Consider the following 16013-nt stretch of genomic DNA (forward strand, 5'->3'; position numbering starts at 1 on the left):
CAGTGGCCTTGGGAAAAAAGAAGAGTCCTTCACGGCAGCGGACCACCCCTGTGGTGGCACCGTATCCCCACCCGTCCGGCGCGGTTGCCCCGGCGATCCCCGCCGAATTCGTCCCCCGCCATGTCGCTATTGTGATGGACGGTAACGGCCGTTGGGCCAACCAGCGGGGCCTGCCTCGGATCGAGGGTCACAAAGCCGGCGAGCCCGCGCTGCTGGACGTGGTGGCGGGCGCTATCGAACTAGGCATCGAATACGTGAGCGTCTATGCGTTTTCCACCGAAAACTGGCGCCGCTCACCCGAAGAAGTCCGCTTCCTGATGGGTTTTAACAAGGACGTGCTACGAAGGCAGCGAAACCAGCTGGACGAGTGGGGTGTCCGTGTGCGGTGGTCCGGCCGGCGTCCCAAGCTGTGGGGCTCTGTGATCCGCGAACTTGAAGAGGCTGAGGAATTTACCGCGGGCAATAGCACCTGCACATTGACCATGTGTGTTAATTACGGCGGCAGGGCGGAAATCACAGACGCCGTATCGGCTATTGCCGCCGAGGTTGCCGCAGGTCGGCTCAGGCCCGGTGCCATCACTGAGAAAACCATCCAGAAGTTCCTGGACGAGCCGGACCTGCCGGACGTGGACCTGTTCCTGCGGAGCTCGGGGGAGCAGCGGCTCTCAAATTTCCTGCTGTGGCAGTCGGCGTACGCTGAGTTCGTTTTTATGGACACGCTGTGGCCGGACGTCGACCGCAGGACCCTATGGGACGCCGTCGAAATCTATGCCCAACGGGACCGGCGCTACGGCGGCGCGGTCGACGCCGCGCCCGGTTCAGCCGTACCGTAACCCCGCAGCCAGCGGGCGAGCCGCGCATAGGCGTCGGCCCGCACTTTGGCAGGGGAGAGGAAGACGTCGTGGAGCGCGCCGTCGATCCGTTCGACCGTGACGCTGCGCCCCAGTGTCAGGGCGCGGAGGGCGATGATGTTGACGTCCAGTACGGCGTCGGTGCGCCGCATTTCCTCGGACCAGAACGGGCCGGTGGCGCTACCCCGGGACAGCAGCACCAGGATGGGTATGTCGATGCCCAGGCCACGGGCCACCTTAGTGTGGCCGGCCAGGATGGCACTGAGCCAGCCCACGCGGAGCGGAAATGCCATGGGCGGCCGGAACTTGTCGTCAAGCGGCCACTCGCCCTCGGCTGAACTGCTGATGGTCCGCCAATAGAACCCCCGCTCGGGCAGTCGCAGGACAGCCTCCGGCCGGAAGCGCGCCACGGGTCCCACCATCGTGGACGCAGCACGGCGCACCAGCGAGCTGCCGTGCATCTCCAGCCAGGGACTGTTTAGGACCAGCTGGGAGGCTGCTCCGGGGTGGTTGCTGACCCAGAGGGCGGCCACCAGGCCGCCGGTGGAGTGGCCCATCAGCGTGAGGGAGACCTCGGGTTCCAGTTCCGTTGAGTTCGTGTCGGTCCGAATGATGGCGATGGCCGCCGCGATCTCGGCGTCATAGTCCGCCAGGTTCGCGACGTAGCCGCCCGGCGTTTCCGGGCGCAGGCTGCGGCCGTGGTTGTGCATGTCCAGGGCGTAGAACTCGTAGTCCCGGCCCGTCCAGAACTGTGCAAGGTCCACATTGAAGAAGTAGTCGCTCCAGCCGTGGAGGAACAGCACTGTCCGCCGCCGGCCTGTGGCCGCCAGCTCCTTCGCCGGACGGAAGCGCACCAGCGTGGCAGTGCGCTGGACGCCGTCGTCGCCCGCGGCCTCGAATGTGCAGGCTTCGAAGCCAGCACCGAGGATATCTGGCTGCCACCTCATGGCTTTATGCTAGCCGGGGTCGAGTCTATGGCGGCCCGGTTTGGTCTGGACCGTCCGAGACGGAAAACTAGAGCCATGCGCGTATATCCGACATTCTTCAGGCTGGCCTTTTCGTGGATGGACGCGGAACGCGCCCACAAGATCGGATTCAAGGGAATCAAGCTCGCCCATACTTCCGGCGCAGGACGGCTGCTGCAGCGGTTCACGGCGCCGGCGGCCTCACTGCAGATTTCTGCCTTTGGGCTGACCTTCCCGTCCCCGTTCGGCCTTGCGGCCGGATTCGACAAGGAGGGATTCGGCATCGAGGCCCTCACCGAACTTGGCTTTGGCCATGTCGAAGTAGGGACCATCACGGGGCAGGCACAACCGGGCAACGAGAAACCGCGGCTTTTCAGGCTGATCGAGGACCGGGCTGTCATTAACCGGATGGGGTTCAACAACGATGGCGCGGCCGCTGTCGAACCGCGCCTCAAAGCAGCACGCGCCGCCTTGCAGCGCAGGCACCCCAACGTTCGCCCCGTGATCGGAGTGAACATCGGCAAGAGCAAGGTAGTGGAGCTCGACGACGCCGTGGACGATTACCTCATCAGCGCCCGGAGCCTGGCGCCGGCCGCGGACTACCTGGTGGTCAATGTCAGCTCGCCCAACACGCCCGGGCTCCGCCTTCTGCAGGATGTCCAGACGCTCCGCCCGCTGCTGACCGCAGTAGGGGCAGAGGCGGACAAGGCGGCCGGCCGGCATGTCCCACTGCTCGTGAAGATCGCACCGGACCTCAGCGATGATGACATCGACGACGTCGCCAAGCTGGCCCTGGACCTTAAGCTGGACGGCATTATCGCCACCAATACCACTATCGGGCGTGAGGGGCTGGCGTCGCCGGCTGTGAAAGTGGACGAATGCGGTGCCGGGGGCCTGTCCGGGGCACCGCTGAAGCAGCGTTCATTGGAAGTCCTTCGCCGGCTCAAGGAGGCCACCGGGGGTGCGATCACGCTGGTGGCCGTCGGCGGCGTCGAGACGGCGAAAGACGTCCAGGACCGTTTGGATGCCGGGGCAACGCTGGTCCAGGGCTACACGGCCTTCCTGTACGAGGGGCCTTTCTGGGCGGCACGGATCAATCGCGACCTGGCGAAAGCCCGACGCAACAGCTGATTAAACAACAAAACCCCGGCGGTCTGGCTGCCGGGGTTTTGCTGTCAACGAAGGGATGCGCTGCCGGCGCTTGGTCCGGCGCGCATATCAGGACGGGTATTGCCCGCGCTTCACGAGCGGCTTGGGCAGGCGCAGTTTGCGGAACTGCAGGGAACGCATGGAGCCGTACCAGACGGCGCCACGCTCAACCTCGCCGAACTTCCCGGTGAGCTTCTTGCGGAGCTGCCGGGACAGAATGAACACATCCACAAAGACGGCCAGGAACATCACCCAGAAACCGCCCAGGACATAAACCATCTGCCCACTGGAAGCCGGCACGATCAGGGAAATGATGACAAATACGAGGGCGCCGAACATCAGGTATTCGCCCAGGCTGAAGCGCGCATCCACGTAGTCGCGGGCATAACGCTTCTGCGGACCCTTGTCGCGCAAGGGCAGGAACTTCTCATCACCTGTATCGAGGGCCTGGCGCATTTTCGTCCGCTGATCCTGGATGGCTTGGCGCTCAGCCGCCTTGGACGCCTTACGGTCCTCTGGCACCAGGGGCCGTTTGCGGGCAGCTTCCTGGGCTTTGCGTTTGGGCGTGGGCCCACCCTTGCCCAACGCGGCATCCTGCCGGGCTGCCGCTTCAGCGGCCTGCTGGTCTATTGATTGCTGCGCCGTTGGCGCTTCCTTTTTACGTCCGAACACTTGAACAGAATACCTTGCGGCCTGCGGAGATTCGGCGCGGGTATTGTGTTCGCCATGACTCCCACTCCAGCAGCCAATCCGTCCGACGCCAGCACCCCCGGCTCCGGGCACCCTGCACCGGCCATCGACGCGGACGGACTCAGGCTCTCCGTCGCAGGTTCCTTCGACACCACACTCGACCGGCTCAGGGAACTTGTGGCCATTCCCGGCATCGCCTGGCCGAGTTTCGATCCTGCCCCCTTGGAAGCCAGCGCGCAGGCCGTAGCGGAACTGTTGCGCGCCGCCGGAATCGAGGATGTCCAGGTTCTGCGCAGTAACAAGGACGACGGCACCCCCGGCGGCCCTGCCGTCGTCGCACGCCGCCAGGCGGCAGAAGGGAAGCCGACCATCCTGCTGTACGCCCACCACGACGTCCAACCGCCCGGGGACCCGGCGCTGTGGGAAACAGAGCCTTTCGTCGCCGTCGAACGGGACGGCAGGCTGTACGGCCGCGGCGCTGCTGACGACAAGGCCGGGATCATGGCCCATGTGGCCGCCTATGCTGCAGCGACCGAGGTTCTGCGCGCAGAATTCGACCTTGGAGTGACGTTCTTTTTCGAAGGGGAGGAGGAAGCTGGTTCTCCCACCTTCCGTTCCTTCCTGGAAACGCACCGGGAACTGCTGAGGGCCGATGTAATCGTGGTGGCCGACTCCAGCAACTGGAAGGTGGGCATTCCCGCCCTGACCACCAGCCTGCGCGGGCTTGTGGACGGAACCATTGAAGTTCAGGTGCTGGATCATGCTGTCCACTCGGGCATGTTCGGTGGACCCGTACTGGACGCGCCAACCCTGCTGTCCCGATTGATTGCCACCCTGCACGACGCAGAGGGCAACGTGGCCATCGAAGGCCTGGTGTCGAACGACAACGTCGGCGTGGAGCTGACCGAAGCGGAGTACCGTGCCGATTCGTCCGTTCTCGACAGCGTCCGGCTCGCCGGTACGGGAAGCATCGCCGCCCGATTGTGGACCAAGCCTGCCCTGTCCATCATCGGCTTCGACGCACCCGCCGTAGACGTGGCATCAAATACGCTCCTGCCGCGGGCACGTGCCAAGTTCAGCCTGCGCCTGGCGCCGGGCCAGGATCCAGCGGCAGCGATGGCAGCCGTAGAACGGCACGTCCAGGCCAATGCGCCCTTTGGAGCAAAGGTGGTGTTCACTCCCGGGGAGAGCGGAAAGTCGTTCCTCGCTGACACGTCCTCCAAGGCCGCGACGTTCGCAATGTGGGCACTGGGGGAGGCGTGGGGTGTTCCGGCGGTGGAGACGGGGATAGGCGGGTCGATTCCCTTCATCGCCGACCTGATGGACGTCTACCCGGACGTACAGATCCTCGTGACCGGTGTTGAGGATCCCGATTCCCGCGCCCACAGTGCCAACGAGTCCCTTCATATCGGTGATTTCAAGAACGCTGTGGTCGCCGAGGCGCTGCTTCTCGCCCGGCTGAACTCCGAAGGCCTGGCCTGAACCCGACGCCTCTCTGATGCCGGCATCCCTCCACCGTCGGGAACAACCATCGGGCAAGCTTGGTTACGTCAGGAGTTAGAGCTACACGGCTGACCGAAGTAGCATGTAGCTATAGCCCGTAACGTATCCGTAGGGGCAGGCACCGCTGACGCGGGGCCGCCAGGACCGTCCTAAGGTAGGCCAAATGAGCACCGCAACCAACGAGAACATCACCGAGACCACCGGCGCTGCCAGCGCTGAACTGGCCGTACACGAGGTCAAACTGACCGACGTCGCAGCAGGCAAGGTCCGCAGCCTCCTGGAGCAGGAAGGCCGGACCGATCTCCGCCTCCGCGTTGCCGTCCAGCCCGGCGGCTGCTCCGGCCTCATCTACCAGCTGTACTTCGACGAGCGCCTCCTCGACGGAGATGCCGTCCGTGACTATGACGGCGTCGAAGTTGTGGTGGACAAGATGAGCGTGCCGTACCTCAGCGGTGCCAGCATCGACTTCGAGGACACCATCTCCAAGCAGGGCTTCACCATTGACAACCCCAACGCTGGTGGCTCCTGCGCCTGTGGTGATTCGTTCCACTGACCCGGTTCTTTCGCCCGATGCCGGCGCCTGCTTTCCGTCAGCCAAAAACGGCACGGAGGCACGGCGCCGACATGTGGGCGAAACGCCCGGCAGAGCGGTAAGCTCTACACCGAGTAGTAAAACTTTTAGTGTGCCCGGAAGGCCCCTTGGGTGGCCGGGCAACAGCAACAAGTAGGAAGGGCCGTCTGTGAGTTCGCAGAACCGAACCGGCAGCCGACGCAAAACGATCACTACGATCTCAGGCTTGGCAGTTGCCGGCGCGTTGGTTTTGACTGGATGTTCGCCAGAGGTAGAGAAGGGGTGGCTGCCCACCGAGCGTGGCACCACCAATCACACTGACCGGATCATGGACCTCTGGGTCAACTCATGGATTGCAGCCCTTGTTGTGGGCATCATCACGTGGGGTTTGATCGTTTGGTGCCTTGTCGCCTATCGCCGCCGCAAGGGCACCACGGGTTTCCCTCGGCAGACCAGCTTTAATCTCCCGCTGGAGGTCTTCTACCTGACCATCCCGCTGTTCATGGTCCTGGTGTTCTTCTACTTCACCGACCGCGACCAGCAGGCCATCGATGACCGCTCCAAGCCGGCTGACGTCGTTGTTGACGTCCGTGGCAAGCAGTGGGCCTGGGACTTCAACTACAAGTCCGGCGACGTCGTCACTGAGGACGTCCACGAAGCAGGCGTGCAGGCGCACCTGACGGGCAACACCATCGACAAGGAAGCGCTTCCGACGCTCTACCTGCCGGTTGGAAAGTCAGTTGACCTCGAACTGAACTCCCGCGATGTCATTCACTCTTTCTGGGTTCCCGCCTTCCTGCAGAAGCGCGACATGATCCCCGGCAAGACCAACTACATCAGGTTCACGCCCACTAAAGAGGGAACCTACGACGGCAAGTGCGCCGAACTCTGCGGTGAGTACCACTCCGAAATGCTGTTCCGCGTCAAGGTTGTCTCTGAAGCCGACTTCCAGGCTCACATGGACAAGCTCAAGGCAGATGGCAACACGGGACTCATCGGCGAAGAGTACGACCGCAACCCGAACCTGAACGAAATTAAGTAAGGGGAGCGACGTGGCTACTTACACCCAAACCGCACCTGCCGGAACCCTTGAGGCTCCCGTAGTTCCTAGGTCCAAGGGACGCATCGTCGTCAACTGGATCACCTCCACCGACCACAAGACCATCGGGTACATGTACCTGATCGCATCGTTTGTGTTCTTCTGCTTCGGTGGCGTCATGGCACTGCTCATCCGAGCTGAACTGTTCGAACCCGGCATGCAGATCCTGCAGACCAAGGAGCAGTACAACCAGCTGTTCACGATGCATGGCACCGTCATGCTGCTGATGTTCGCGACGCCGCTTTTCGCCGGCTTCACCAACGTCATCATGCCGCTGCAGATCGGTGCCCCCGACGTCGCCTTCCCGCGACTGAACGCACTGGCCTTCTGGTTCTTCCTCTTCGGCTCCACCATCGCGGTGTCCGGCTTCATCACCCCCCAGGGCGCGGCGTCGTTCGGCTGGTTCGCCTACGCGCCGCTGTCCAACACGACGTTCAGCCCTGGCATCGGCGGTGACCTGTGGGTCTTCGGCCTGGCGCTGTCCGGCTTCGGCACCATCCTGGGCGCGGTCAACTTCATCACCACCATCATCTGCATGCGCGCCCCGGGCATGACCATGTGGCGGATGCCGATCTTCACCTGGAACGCACTGGTGACGTCCATCCTTGTGCTGATGGCCTTCCCGCCCCTTGCTGCCGCCCTGTTCGCGCTCGGCGCCGACCGCCGCTTCGGCGCACACATCTTCGATCCGGAAAACGGCGGCGCCGTACTCTGGCAGCACCTGTTCTGGTTCTTCGGACACCCCGAGGTGTACATCATCGCCCTGCCGTTCTTTGGCATTGTTTCTGAGATCTTCCCGGTCTTCAGCCGCAAGCCGATCTTCGGCTACAAGGGCCTTGTCTACGCGACCATCGCCATCGCAGCCCTGTCCGTCACCGTGTGGGCCCACCACATGTACGTCACCGGCTCGGTCCTGCTGCCGTTCTTCGCCTTCATGACCATGCTCATTGCGGTCCCGACCGGGGTGAAGTTCTTCAACTGGATCGGCACCATGTGGCGAGGCTCGTTGACGTTCGAAACTCCCATGCTGTGGAGCCTCGGCTTCCTCATCACGTTCCTCTTCGGAGGCCTGACCGGCATCATCCTGGCTTCGCCGCCGCTGGACTTCCACGTCTCCGATTCCTACTTCGTTGTGGCGCACTTCCACTACGTGGTGTTTGGCACAGTGGTTTTCGCGATGTTCGCAGGCTTCTACTTCTGGTGGCCCAAGTTCACCGGCAAAATGCTCAACGAACGCCTCGGCAAGATCCATTTCTGGCTGCTGTTCCTGGGATTCCATGGAACGTTCCTGATCCAGCACTGGCTCGGCGTCATGGGCATGCCGCGCCGCTATGCCGACTACCTCCCTGAGGACAACTTCACCTGGATGAACCAGTTCTCGACGATCTCCTCGTTTGTGCTGGGTGCGTCCCTGATTCCGTTCTTCTGGAACGTCTACATCACCTGGCGCAGCTCCGAGCGCGTCGAAGTAGATGACCCGTGGGGCTTTGGCGCCTCGCTTGAGTGGGCTACGTCCTGCCCGCCGCCGCGCCACAACTTCACGTCCCTGCCCCGAATCCGTTCAGAACGTCCCGCCTTGGACCTCCACCACCCGGAGCTCTCGCAGGTACACACCGTTGAATCGCCTGCAGCCGCAGCAGCGGTGCTCGGTATCGCCGACCAGAAGGACACTGCCAAGTGAAAATCGAATCATGGATATTTGGAGCCGGAGTCTTCTTCTTCGTGCCGGTTTCCCTGGTCTACGGTTTCCTGACCAACTGGCATGAGTGGGTCGGAACCCTCGGGATCCTCCTGGTGGGCGGGCTCTCCGGAATGATCGGCGGCTACCTTGGCTTCACCGGCAAGCGTGTCGGGATGCGTCCCGAGGACCGCAATGACGCCGAGATCCACGAGGGCGCAGGCGAACAGGGGCACTTCAGCCCTTGGAGCTGGTGGCCGCTGGTTCTGGGCCTGGCGTGCGCAGGCGGTTTCCTCGGGCTGGCTGTTGGCTTCTGGATTGTGTTCATTGCGGCCGGCCTTGCAGTCGTCGCACTCGTCGGTTGGGTCTTCGAGTACAGCCGAGGGGACCACGCTCACTAGAAGCCGCTGAGCTTCAGCAGAGATTTTGCAAAGAACGACGTCGGGCCCCACCTTCTGGTGGGGCCCGACGTCGTTCTTGGCCGTTCGATTTCGTACGGGGAGTCACGCGCTAATCCCCCTGGGAGGAGCTAGCTGGCTCCCTGTGACTCCAGGAGCCCTGCCAGCATCCGGAGGGCTGCCTCGGCGTTGCGGTGCGTGTCAGGGCCGCTGAGGGCGCCGTCGGGGACTGAAAGCTCTACTTCGCAGCCGAAGGGGAAGTCGGCAGTCATGACTTCCAGAAGGGAGCGTGCGTCGACACCGTGGATGCCGGCCTTCCGGATGCTGACAGGAAGTCCCGTTTCGGTCACTGCCCTGACGAACATCGCGGCGGGACGGGCATGCAAGCCGACTGACGCTGACACAACGGCCTTATGCACTGGCAAGGGGTCTCCCATTTCCTGACGGCCCCCAAACCGTAATCGCTAAATTTCCTGTCCAATATATCCGGCTGGACGGCTGCACGACCAAACGGGGGGAGTAGGGGTCGCTCATTTGCTGAACTGGTCTAGTCCAGCGGCGCTGCTTGCCTTAAGCTTGGACAGTGAAAACTGAAGCAAGGACGTACCTCCGTGGCTGCTGATGCCCGCGGCGTTGCCGGTGAGATTGACCGCAGCAGCGGGATGGCCATCTACATCCAGCTCAGGGAGATCCTCCGGGCCTACATCAGCGATTCCTGTCCGCCGGGGTCCGCCTTGCCGTCGGAACGGGATCTCGCCGTGCGGTTCGGCCTGGCCAGGATGACCGTACGGCAGGCCATAGATGCCCTCGTCGGCGAGGAAGTCCTCGAGCGGGTTGTCGGCCTCGGCACCTTCGTGCGGAAGCCCAAACTCGACCTTCAGGTGAAACTCACCTCGTACAGCGAAGAGATGCAACGCCGCGGCATGGTCCCGGCCGCCAAGGTCCTGAGCTTTGAACAGATCGGCGCCAGCGCCTTCCTGGCCCGCGAACTGCAGGTGGAGGAGGGGACGCCCTTGGTTCGTTTCCGTCGGCTGCTGCTGGCGGACGGAGAGCCCATGAGCGTGGACGAGAACTTTATCCCGGCGCAGCGAGTCCCGGGTCTCCTGGACGGCGAGCCCCCAACATCGCTCTACAACGTGCTGAGTGAGCAGTTCGGCCTCGTGATGGAGTGGGGGGAAGACATGATCGAAGCGACAGCTGCCTCGCCCTCTACGGCGCGCCTGCTCAACGTTGACGTCGGCGCCCCCTTGCTCAAAATCCAGAGGCACGCCTTTGTTGCCCGGGCGATGGTGGACTACTCAGTTTCTTACTACCGTGCCGATCGCTACAAACTATGGGTACCGCTGCAGCGGCCGGGGGCGAGGCCGGCCCGGAATCAAACCCTGGGCTACCGCAACCACTAGCTAGAAGAGTGCCATCACAGCCACGCCGTCGCCAACCACGGCTACTGGCAGCAACGGGAAAGGCCCGGTCCGATTGGGCCGGGCCTTTCCCGTTGGAGCAGAACTGCAGTGAATCAGTGGCTGAGGCTCTTGCTTTCCTTTGCCGCCTCCACGGCGGGGGCGTGGTGGCCATGCGCGGCCTCCAGCTCAGCAGGCGTGGCCGGTGCCACGCGGTCCTCGAAGAACCACTTGGACAGGAATGCGCGTCGCTTTTCCTTACCCGTCACTATGCCGTGTTCGTTGGGGACCGCCGGCAGCGGTGCGGGGGACTCAAATCCCACGAGCTTGTAGCGCTTGTATTCGTCAAGAGGCGCATGCACTTCAATGAATTCGCCATGCGGAAGGCGGACAATGCGTCCGGTCTCCCGGCCATGGAGCGCGATTTCCCGGTCCTTGCGCTGAAGGGCCAGGGCTACCCGCTTGGCGACAACAAATGCGATGACAGGGCCGATAAAGAACAGTGCGCGGAGCCAGTACGTCACATCGTTCAGGGACACGTGGAAGTGCGTAGCGATAAGGTCCGAACCAGCAGCTGCCCACATCACGCAGTACCAAACGAAGCCGGCGACACCAATAGCGGTGCGTGTCGGGGCATTCCTCGGACGGTCCAGGACGTGGTGTTCGCGGTTGTCCTTGGTGACCCAGCTTTCGATCCACGGGTACATGAACATGACCGTGAACAGGATACCCGCAGGCACCAGGGCCGGAAGCAGGACGTTCAGGGTGAGGACCTGGCCGAAGATCACATACTCGAAGTGGAAGTTTCCGATCACACCGGGCATGAGCCTCAACGCGCCGTCGACGAAGCCGATGTACCAGTCAGGCTGCGTTCCCGCCGACACCGGTGAAGGATCGTAGGGGCCGTAGTTCCAGATGGGGTTGATGGTAAAGAACGCTGCCATGAGCGCCACCACACCGAACACAATGAAGAAGAAGCCACCGGCCTTCGCCGCATAGACAGGTCCCAGAGGGTAGCCTACGACGTTGCCATCATTGCGGCCGGGACCGGGGTACTGGGTGTGCTTGTGGACAACCACCATAAAGAGGTGCAGGACGATCATCAGCAGGATCAGTGCAGGCACCAGCAGGATGTGCAGCATGTACAAACGGCCGATGATGGCCGTACCCGGGAACTCGCCGCCGAACAGGAAGAACGAAATGTACGTGCCGATCACCGGAATCGACTTGATAACACCGTCGATGATCCGCAGGCCGTTACCGGAGAGGAGGTCGTCGGGGAGCGAGTAGCCGGTGAAGCCGGCAGCCATGGCGAGGATCAGCAGCACGCTGCCGACAACCCAGTTCATTTCACGGGGTTTACGGAACGCGCCCGTGAAGAAAACCCGGAGCATGTGGACGCCGATCGACGCGACGAAAAGCAGTGCAGCCCAGTGGTGCACCTGGCGCATAAACAGGCCACCGCGGATGTCGAAGGAAATATCCAGCGAAGAGCTGTAGGCCACCGACATCTCGACGTTTTTCAACGGCAGGTAGGACCCGTCGTAGTGCGTTTCCGCCATGGACGGATCGAAAAAGAACGTCAGGAAGGTGCCCGAGAGCAAGAGGATAACGAAGGAGTAGAGTGCGACTTCGCCAAACATGAACGACCAATGGTCAGGGAAGACCTTGCGTCCAAATTCACGCAGGATTCCTGATCCACCGACTCGCGCGTCAACAAAATCAGTGATGCGCCCGGCTTTAGTCGTGGCGACAAAGGCGGGGGCTTCAGCTCTTGATGCTGCGCTCATGCTCATCACGCTCCCAGTAACTCGGTCCTACAGGTTCAAGGAAGTCGCTGGTTGCGACCAGGTAGCCCTCGGCATCCACTGCAATCGGCAGTTGGGGGAGGGGCCGGCTGGCCGGGCCAAAGATCACCTTGCACTCGTTCGTGAGGTCGAAGGTGGACTGGTGGCACGGGCACAGCAGGTGGTGCGTCTGCTGCTCGTACAGAGCAACAGGGCAACCGACGTGGGTGCAGATCTTGGAGTAGGCAACGATGCCATTGTAGCTCCAGTTTTCCCGGCCCTTTGAGGGGTTCAGCGAGGCGGGATCCAGACGCATCAGCAGGACAACTGCCTTGGCCTTCTCGTTGAGCTTGCCTTCATGCAGTTCGTTCAGGCCCTCGGGAATTACGTGGAAAGCCGAGCCGATGGTGACGTCAGAAGCCTTGATGGGCGTGCCGTCGGGGTCGCGGGTGAGGCGCTTGAGCTTGCCCTCCTGCGGAGCCCACATGGTGTGGGCCAGAGCCCGGTCGGGGCGGGGGCCGAGGTCACCGAAAACCGCAATGGCGGGAAGCGGGGCCAGGGCTACAGCACCGAGCAGCGTGTTGCGGATGAGCGGGCGGCGCTTGATGCCGGTCTCTTCCACGATGTCATCCACAATCCGGACTGCCGCCAGGCGGTCTTCTTCGGTGCGGATGGGATGGCGTTCTTCGGAGACTTCATGGTCCGGCATCAGGGCCTTGGCCCAGTGCACAATACCGGTTCCGATGCCGAGCATCGCAAACGCTGTGCCCACGCCCAACAGTGCGTTCTGCAGCCGGATGGTGGCGATGCTTGTGCCATCGCCCAAGTCGATGGCGAAGTACGCCACCAGGAAGATCAGGGTGCCGACAACTGACGCGCCGAAAAGTATGGCGACCTGCCGTTCTGCACGCTTTGCGGCCTTCGGGTCCGTGTCGGCCAGGCGCAAACGGTGCGGGGGAATTCCAGGATCCTGGAATTTCTCCACCTCATTCTGACCAGCCGTAGCTACGGTGCCCGAGTGGTTCGGACTGCCGTCACTATGGTTGCCCATAATTCGCCTCATCCTTCTCTCGTCCCGGCGTCTGCCGGGTTAGTTTTCAATGTCAAACTGCTGACTGGGCAGCAGAAGTTCTTAAGATTCCCGTTACGCCTAGGACGTGCGGGAAGTAAGCCAGATGGTGAAGGCGATGATGACACCCAAGCCTGCAATCCAGACGAAGAGGCCTTCTGATACGGGACCGAGGGCGCCGAGGTCAGCACCGCCCGGGGAACCATTGCTTTCGATCTGCTGCAGGAAGGTGATGATGTCCCGCTTGCCTTCCGGGGAAACATTCGTGTCACTGAAGACCGGCATGTTCTGAGGACCTGAAACCATCGCTTCGTAGACGTGCTTTCCAGAAACGTCAGCGAGTGCTGGAGCGAACTTGCCGCGGGTTAGCGCGCCGCCGGCAGCAGCGGCATTGTGGCACATGGCACAGTTGGTGCGGAAGAGCTCGCCACCCTTGGCGGCGTCGCCCTTTCCATCCAACAGGGCTTCTTCAGGTACTGCGGGGCCAGCTCCCAGGGAAGCGACGTAGGCTGCAAGCTGGTTGGTCTGCGCGTCGTTAAACTGGGCAGGCTTTTTGTAGGCCTGCGGTCCGTTCATCTGCATCGGCATGCGGCCGGTTCCCACCTGGAAGTCGACAGCGGCTGCACCGACGCCGACCAGGGACGGGCCGGCCTGTGTTCCGCTGGCACCCATTCCGTGGCAGGTGGCGCAGTTGGCGGCGAAGAGCTTTTCGCCCTCGGCGGTGTCATTGGCGCTGTAGCTGGTGGTGGATGCCTTGGCCTCGTTGACGGTGGTGGCAACGGCGTACAGCCCACCAGTGACGAGGAGTCCCATCAGTAGCAGCGCGATTACTGCGAGTGGGTGACGCCGCTTTTGCGAGAGAGCCTTCACGTGGTGGTTCCTTTATTCGATCGTGCGCCGGCTCCGTGAGCCGCTTCTTGAAATTCTGCCTCTTGTAGAAAAGAAATCAAAGCTTGACTACTTCAGTACGTAGATGACCAGGAAGAGGCCGATCCAGACAACGTCCACAAAGTGCCAGTAGTAAGACGTGACGATCGCAGAGGTTGCTTCGAAGTGGCCGAACTTTTTTGCTACGAACGAGCGTCCGATGATGAAGAGGAAAGCTATGAGGCCGCCGATGACGTGCAGGCCGTGGAAGCCGGTGGTCATATAGAACGCTGAGCCGTAGGCGTTGGAAGAGAGCGAAACGTGCTCTGAAACCAGCATCGCGTATTCCGTTGCCTGGCCGGCGACGAAGAACGCGCCCATAACGAAGGTCAGCGTGAACCATTCGTTCATGCCCCAGCGGGAGAACTGGAACGGGCCGCCTGTTTTGCGAGGCTGCAGCCGTTCGGCGGCGAAGACGCCCATCTGGCAAGTAAAGGAACTGGCCACGAGGACGATCGTGTTAACTAGCGCAAAGGGGAAGTTGAGCTTGGCTGTCTCTTCCGCCCACATCTGTCCGCTCGTGGAGCGCAGCGTGAAGTACATGGCGAAGAGACCGGCGAAGAACATCAACTCACTGGCCAGCCAGACTACGGTTCCAACAGAAACCATATTGGGGCGGTTCAGCGTGGGGTGCGCCGGGGTACTGGGGGCATGGGTCGCAGATGTCACATAGACATTATGTCTATAAAAGTCCGTACTTCCCAACGCGAACCGCCTTTTCGGGGGACTTTTTCTACAAAGACGCGAAATCACTGCGAAAAGTTCCCGGCGGCGTTCACATTGGTCAGGTCCGAGGTGGCTCGATAGCATCAGAAGGTGACTTCTCAGGAAACCGCGCCGGCGGACAGCAACACCTGGCCGCGGCTCATATCGGCTCTTATCAACGGTACTGACCTCACAGCGGACAATACCGCTTGGGCGATGGACAGAATCATGTCCGGGGAGGCCACCCCTTCCCAGATCGCCGGATTCCTGGTTGCCCTCAGCGCCAAGGGTGAAACCGTCGACGAAATCTCGGGCCTGGTGGACGCGATGCTGCGCCATGCAACACCGATCGATATCCCCGGCGAGAAGCTGGACATCGTTGGCACTGGCGGTGACCAGCTCAATACTGTCAACATTTCCACCATGTCCGCCCTCGTCGCTGCGGGCGCTGGCGCGAAAGTCGTAAAGCACGGCAACCGTGCAGCGTCTTCGTCCTCCGGATCGGCTGACGTGCTTGAAGCGCTGGGGGTCAGGCTCGACCTCCCGGTGGCTCAGGTGGCACGCAACGCGGGGGAGGCTGGAATCACTTTCTGCTTCGCGCAGGTATTCCACCCGTCTTTCCGTCACACCGCCGTGCCCCGCCGGGAACTCGCCATCCCCACCGCCTTCAATTTCCTGGGCCCGCTGACCAACCCTGCTCTGGTGCAGGCCTCAGCCGTGGGAGTGGCGAATGCCCGGATGGCTCCGCTGGTTGCAGGCGTCCTGGCGAAGCGGGGAAGCCGTGGCCTGGTTTTCCGTGGCAATGACGGTCTGGACGAGCTGACTACTACGGGCCCCTCCACCGTGTGGGAAATCCGCGACGGCTCTGTCTCTGAGCTAAATTTTGAGCCCGGCGAACTGGGCATCCGTGCCGCGACTGTCGAGGAACTCCGCGGCGGGGACGCCCAGGCGAACGCCGCCGTCGTCCGTGATGTCCTTGCCGGCAAGTCCGGCGCAGCACGGGATGCCGTGCTGCTTAACGCGGCCGCTGGACTGGTTGCCTTCGATGAATCGTCCGAGGGCCCGTTCCTGGAGCGTATGCGTTCGGCGCTGGCCCGGGCCGCAGAGTCGATTGATACGGGCGCCGCCGCTGCGGTCCTCGATAAGTGGGTGTCGCTGACGCGGCCGTGACACATCTGTAGAGGAAAAGGCGCGGGCCCGGCTGTAAAGCCGGGCCCGCGT

The 16013-nt window shown here is 62.4% G+C and carries 16 protein-coding genes; 9 read left to right on the forward strand and 7 right to left on the reverse strand.

What is annotated here, in order from left to right; genetic code table 11:
* Positions 1-2: 2 nt before the first annotated feature.
* Entirely contained in the window at positions 3-833 is an 831-nt protein-coding gene (locus ACQCSW_RS10620; RefSeq protein ID WP_354250250.1) for an isoprenyl transferase, read from the forward strand.
* On the opposite strand, the gene ACQCSW_RS10625 is transcribed toward ACQCSW_RS10620, so the two are convergent.
* Positions 788-1798, reverse strand: a complete 1011-nt coding sequence (locus tag ACQCSW_RS10625; RefSeq protein WP_426985718.1) for an alpha/beta hydrolase — start codon at positions 1796-1798, stop codon at positions 788-790. The two genes, ACQCSW_RS10620 and ACQCSW_RS10625, sit on opposite strands and share 46 nt — an antisense overlap.
* Before the next feature lie 75 nt (positions 1799-1873).
* On the opposite strand from ACQCSW_RS10625, the gene ACQCSW_RS10630 reads away from it, so the two are divergent.
* Positions 1874-2947, forward strand: a complete 1074-nt coding sequence (locus ACQCSW_RS10630; RefSeq protein ID WP_426985720.1) for a quinone-dependent dihydroorotate dehydrogenase — start codon at positions 1874-1876, stop codon at positions 2945-2947.
* 87 nt (positions 2948-3034) lie between these two features.
* Here ACQCSW_RS10630 and ACQCSW_RS10635 read toward each other — a convergent pair whose 3' ends face one another.
* The gene (locus tag ACQCSW_RS10635) at positions 3035-3637 is read right to left on the reverse strand and encodes a DUF3043 domain-containing protein (protein ID WP_426985722.1); all 603 of its coding nucleotides are present in this window, start codon (positions 3635-3637) and stop codon (positions 3035-3037) included.
* A gap of 54 nt (positions 3638-3691) precedes the next feature.
* Between ACQCSW_RS10635 and ACQCSW_RS10640 the strand changes: the two genes are divergently transcribed.
* The 5 genes from ACQCSW_RS10640 to ACQCSW_RS10660 all read left to right on the forward strand — a co-directional run bounded on the left by ACQCSW_RS10640 (position 3692) and on the right by ACQCSW_RS10660 (position 8907).
* Positions 3692-5137, forward strand: coding sequence for a dipeptidase (locus tag ACQCSW_RS10640; RefSeq protein WP_426985724.1), 1446 nt, complete (start codon positions 3692-3694; stop codon positions 5135-5137).
* 184 nt (positions 5138-5321) lie between these two features.
* Positions 5322-5711 (forward strand): HesB/IscA family protein, encoded by a 390-nt coding sequence (locus ACQCSW_RS10645; protein WP_426985726.1) that lies wholly within the window; start codon positions 5322-5324, stop codon positions 5709-5711.
* Positions 5712-5898: 187 nt separating this feature from the next.
* Positions 5899-6771 carry a cytochrome c oxidase subunit II gene (gene coxB / locus ACQCSW_RS10650; RefSeq protein ID WP_426985728.1) on the forward strand — a complete coding sequence of 291 codons (873 nt, stop codon included), beginning with the start codon at positions 5899-5901 and terminating at the stop codon, positions 6769-6771.
* 10 nt (positions 6772-6781) lie between these two features.
* Positions 6782-8509: a cytochrome c oxidase subunit I gene (gene ctaD / locus ACQCSW_RS10655; protein ID WP_426985730.1), complete on the forward strand. Its 1728-nt coding sequence runs from the start codon at positions 6782-6784 to the stop codon at positions 8507-8509.
* Entirely contained in the window at positions 8506-8907 is a 402-nt protein-coding gene (locus ACQCSW_RS10660; RefSeq protein WP_111907625.1) for a cytochrome c oxidase subunit 4, read from the forward strand. The genes ctaD and ACQCSW_RS10660 overlap by 4 nt, the downstream gene beginning before the upstream one ends.
* Positions 8908-9035: 128 nt before the next feature.
* On the opposite strand, the gene ACQCSW_RS10665 is transcribed toward ACQCSW_RS10660, so the two are convergent.
* A complete protein-coding gene (locus ACQCSW_RS10665) occupies positions 9036-9329 on the reverse strand; it encodes an HPr family phosphocarrier protein (protein WP_426985732.1) in 294 nt (97 codons plus the stop codon).
* Between the two features lie 237 nt (positions 9330-9566).
* On the opposite strand from ACQCSW_RS10665, the gene ACQCSW_RS10670 reads away from it, so the two are divergent.
* Positions 9567-10307 carry a GntR family transcriptional regulator gene (locus ACQCSW_RS10670; RefSeq protein WP_426990669.1) on the forward strand — a complete coding sequence of 247 codons (741 nt, stop codon included), beginning with the start codon at positions 9567-9569 and terminating at the stop codon, positions 10305-10307.
* A gap of 113 nt (positions 10308-10420) precedes the next feature.
* On the opposite strand, the gene ACQCSW_RS10675 is transcribed toward ACQCSW_RS10670, so the two are convergent.
* From ACQCSW_RS10675 to ACQCSW_RS10690, 4 genes are all read right to left on the reverse strand, one after another.
* Positions 10421-12094 (reverse strand): cytochrome b, encoded by a 1674-nt coding sequence (locus ACQCSW_RS10675; protein WP_426985734.1) that lies wholly within the window; start codon positions 12092-12094, stop codon positions 10421-10423.
* Positions 12072-13142, reverse strand: coding sequence for a Rieske 2Fe-2S domain-containing protein (locus ACQCSW_RS10680; RefSeq protein ID WP_426985736.1), 1071 nt, complete (start codon positions 13140-13142; stop codon positions 12072-12074). The genes ACQCSW_RS10675 and ACQCSW_RS10680 overlap by 23 nt, the downstream gene beginning before the upstream one ends.
* Before the next feature lie 99 nt (positions 13143-13241).
* Positions 13242-14030, reverse strand: a complete 789-nt coding sequence (locus ACQCSW_RS10685; RefSeq protein ID WP_426985738.1) for a c-type cytochrome — start codon at positions 14028-14030, stop codon at positions 13242-13244.
* An 87-nt stretch (positions 14031-14117) separates the two neighbouring features.
* Positions 14118-14792, reverse strand: coding sequence for a cytochrome c oxidase subunit 3 (locus tag ACQCSW_RS10690; protein ID WP_426985740.1), 675 nt, complete (start codon positions 14790-14792; stop codon positions 14118-14120).
* 111 nt (positions 14793-14903) lie between these two features.
* Between ACQCSW_RS10690 and trpD the strand changes: the two genes are divergently transcribed.
* Positions 14904-15962, forward strand: a complete 1059-nt coding sequence (gene trpD / locus ACQCSW_RS10695; protein ID WP_426985742.1) for an anthranilate phosphoribosyltransferase — start codon at positions 14904-14906, stop codon at positions 15960-15962.
* Positions 15963-16013 lie beyond the last annotated feature (51 nt).

The sequence above is a fragment of the Pseudarthrobacter sp. Y6 genome, assembly GCF_050156205.1.
GTDB lineage: Bacteria > Actinomycetota > Actinomycetes > Actinomycetales > Micrococcaceae > Arthrobacter.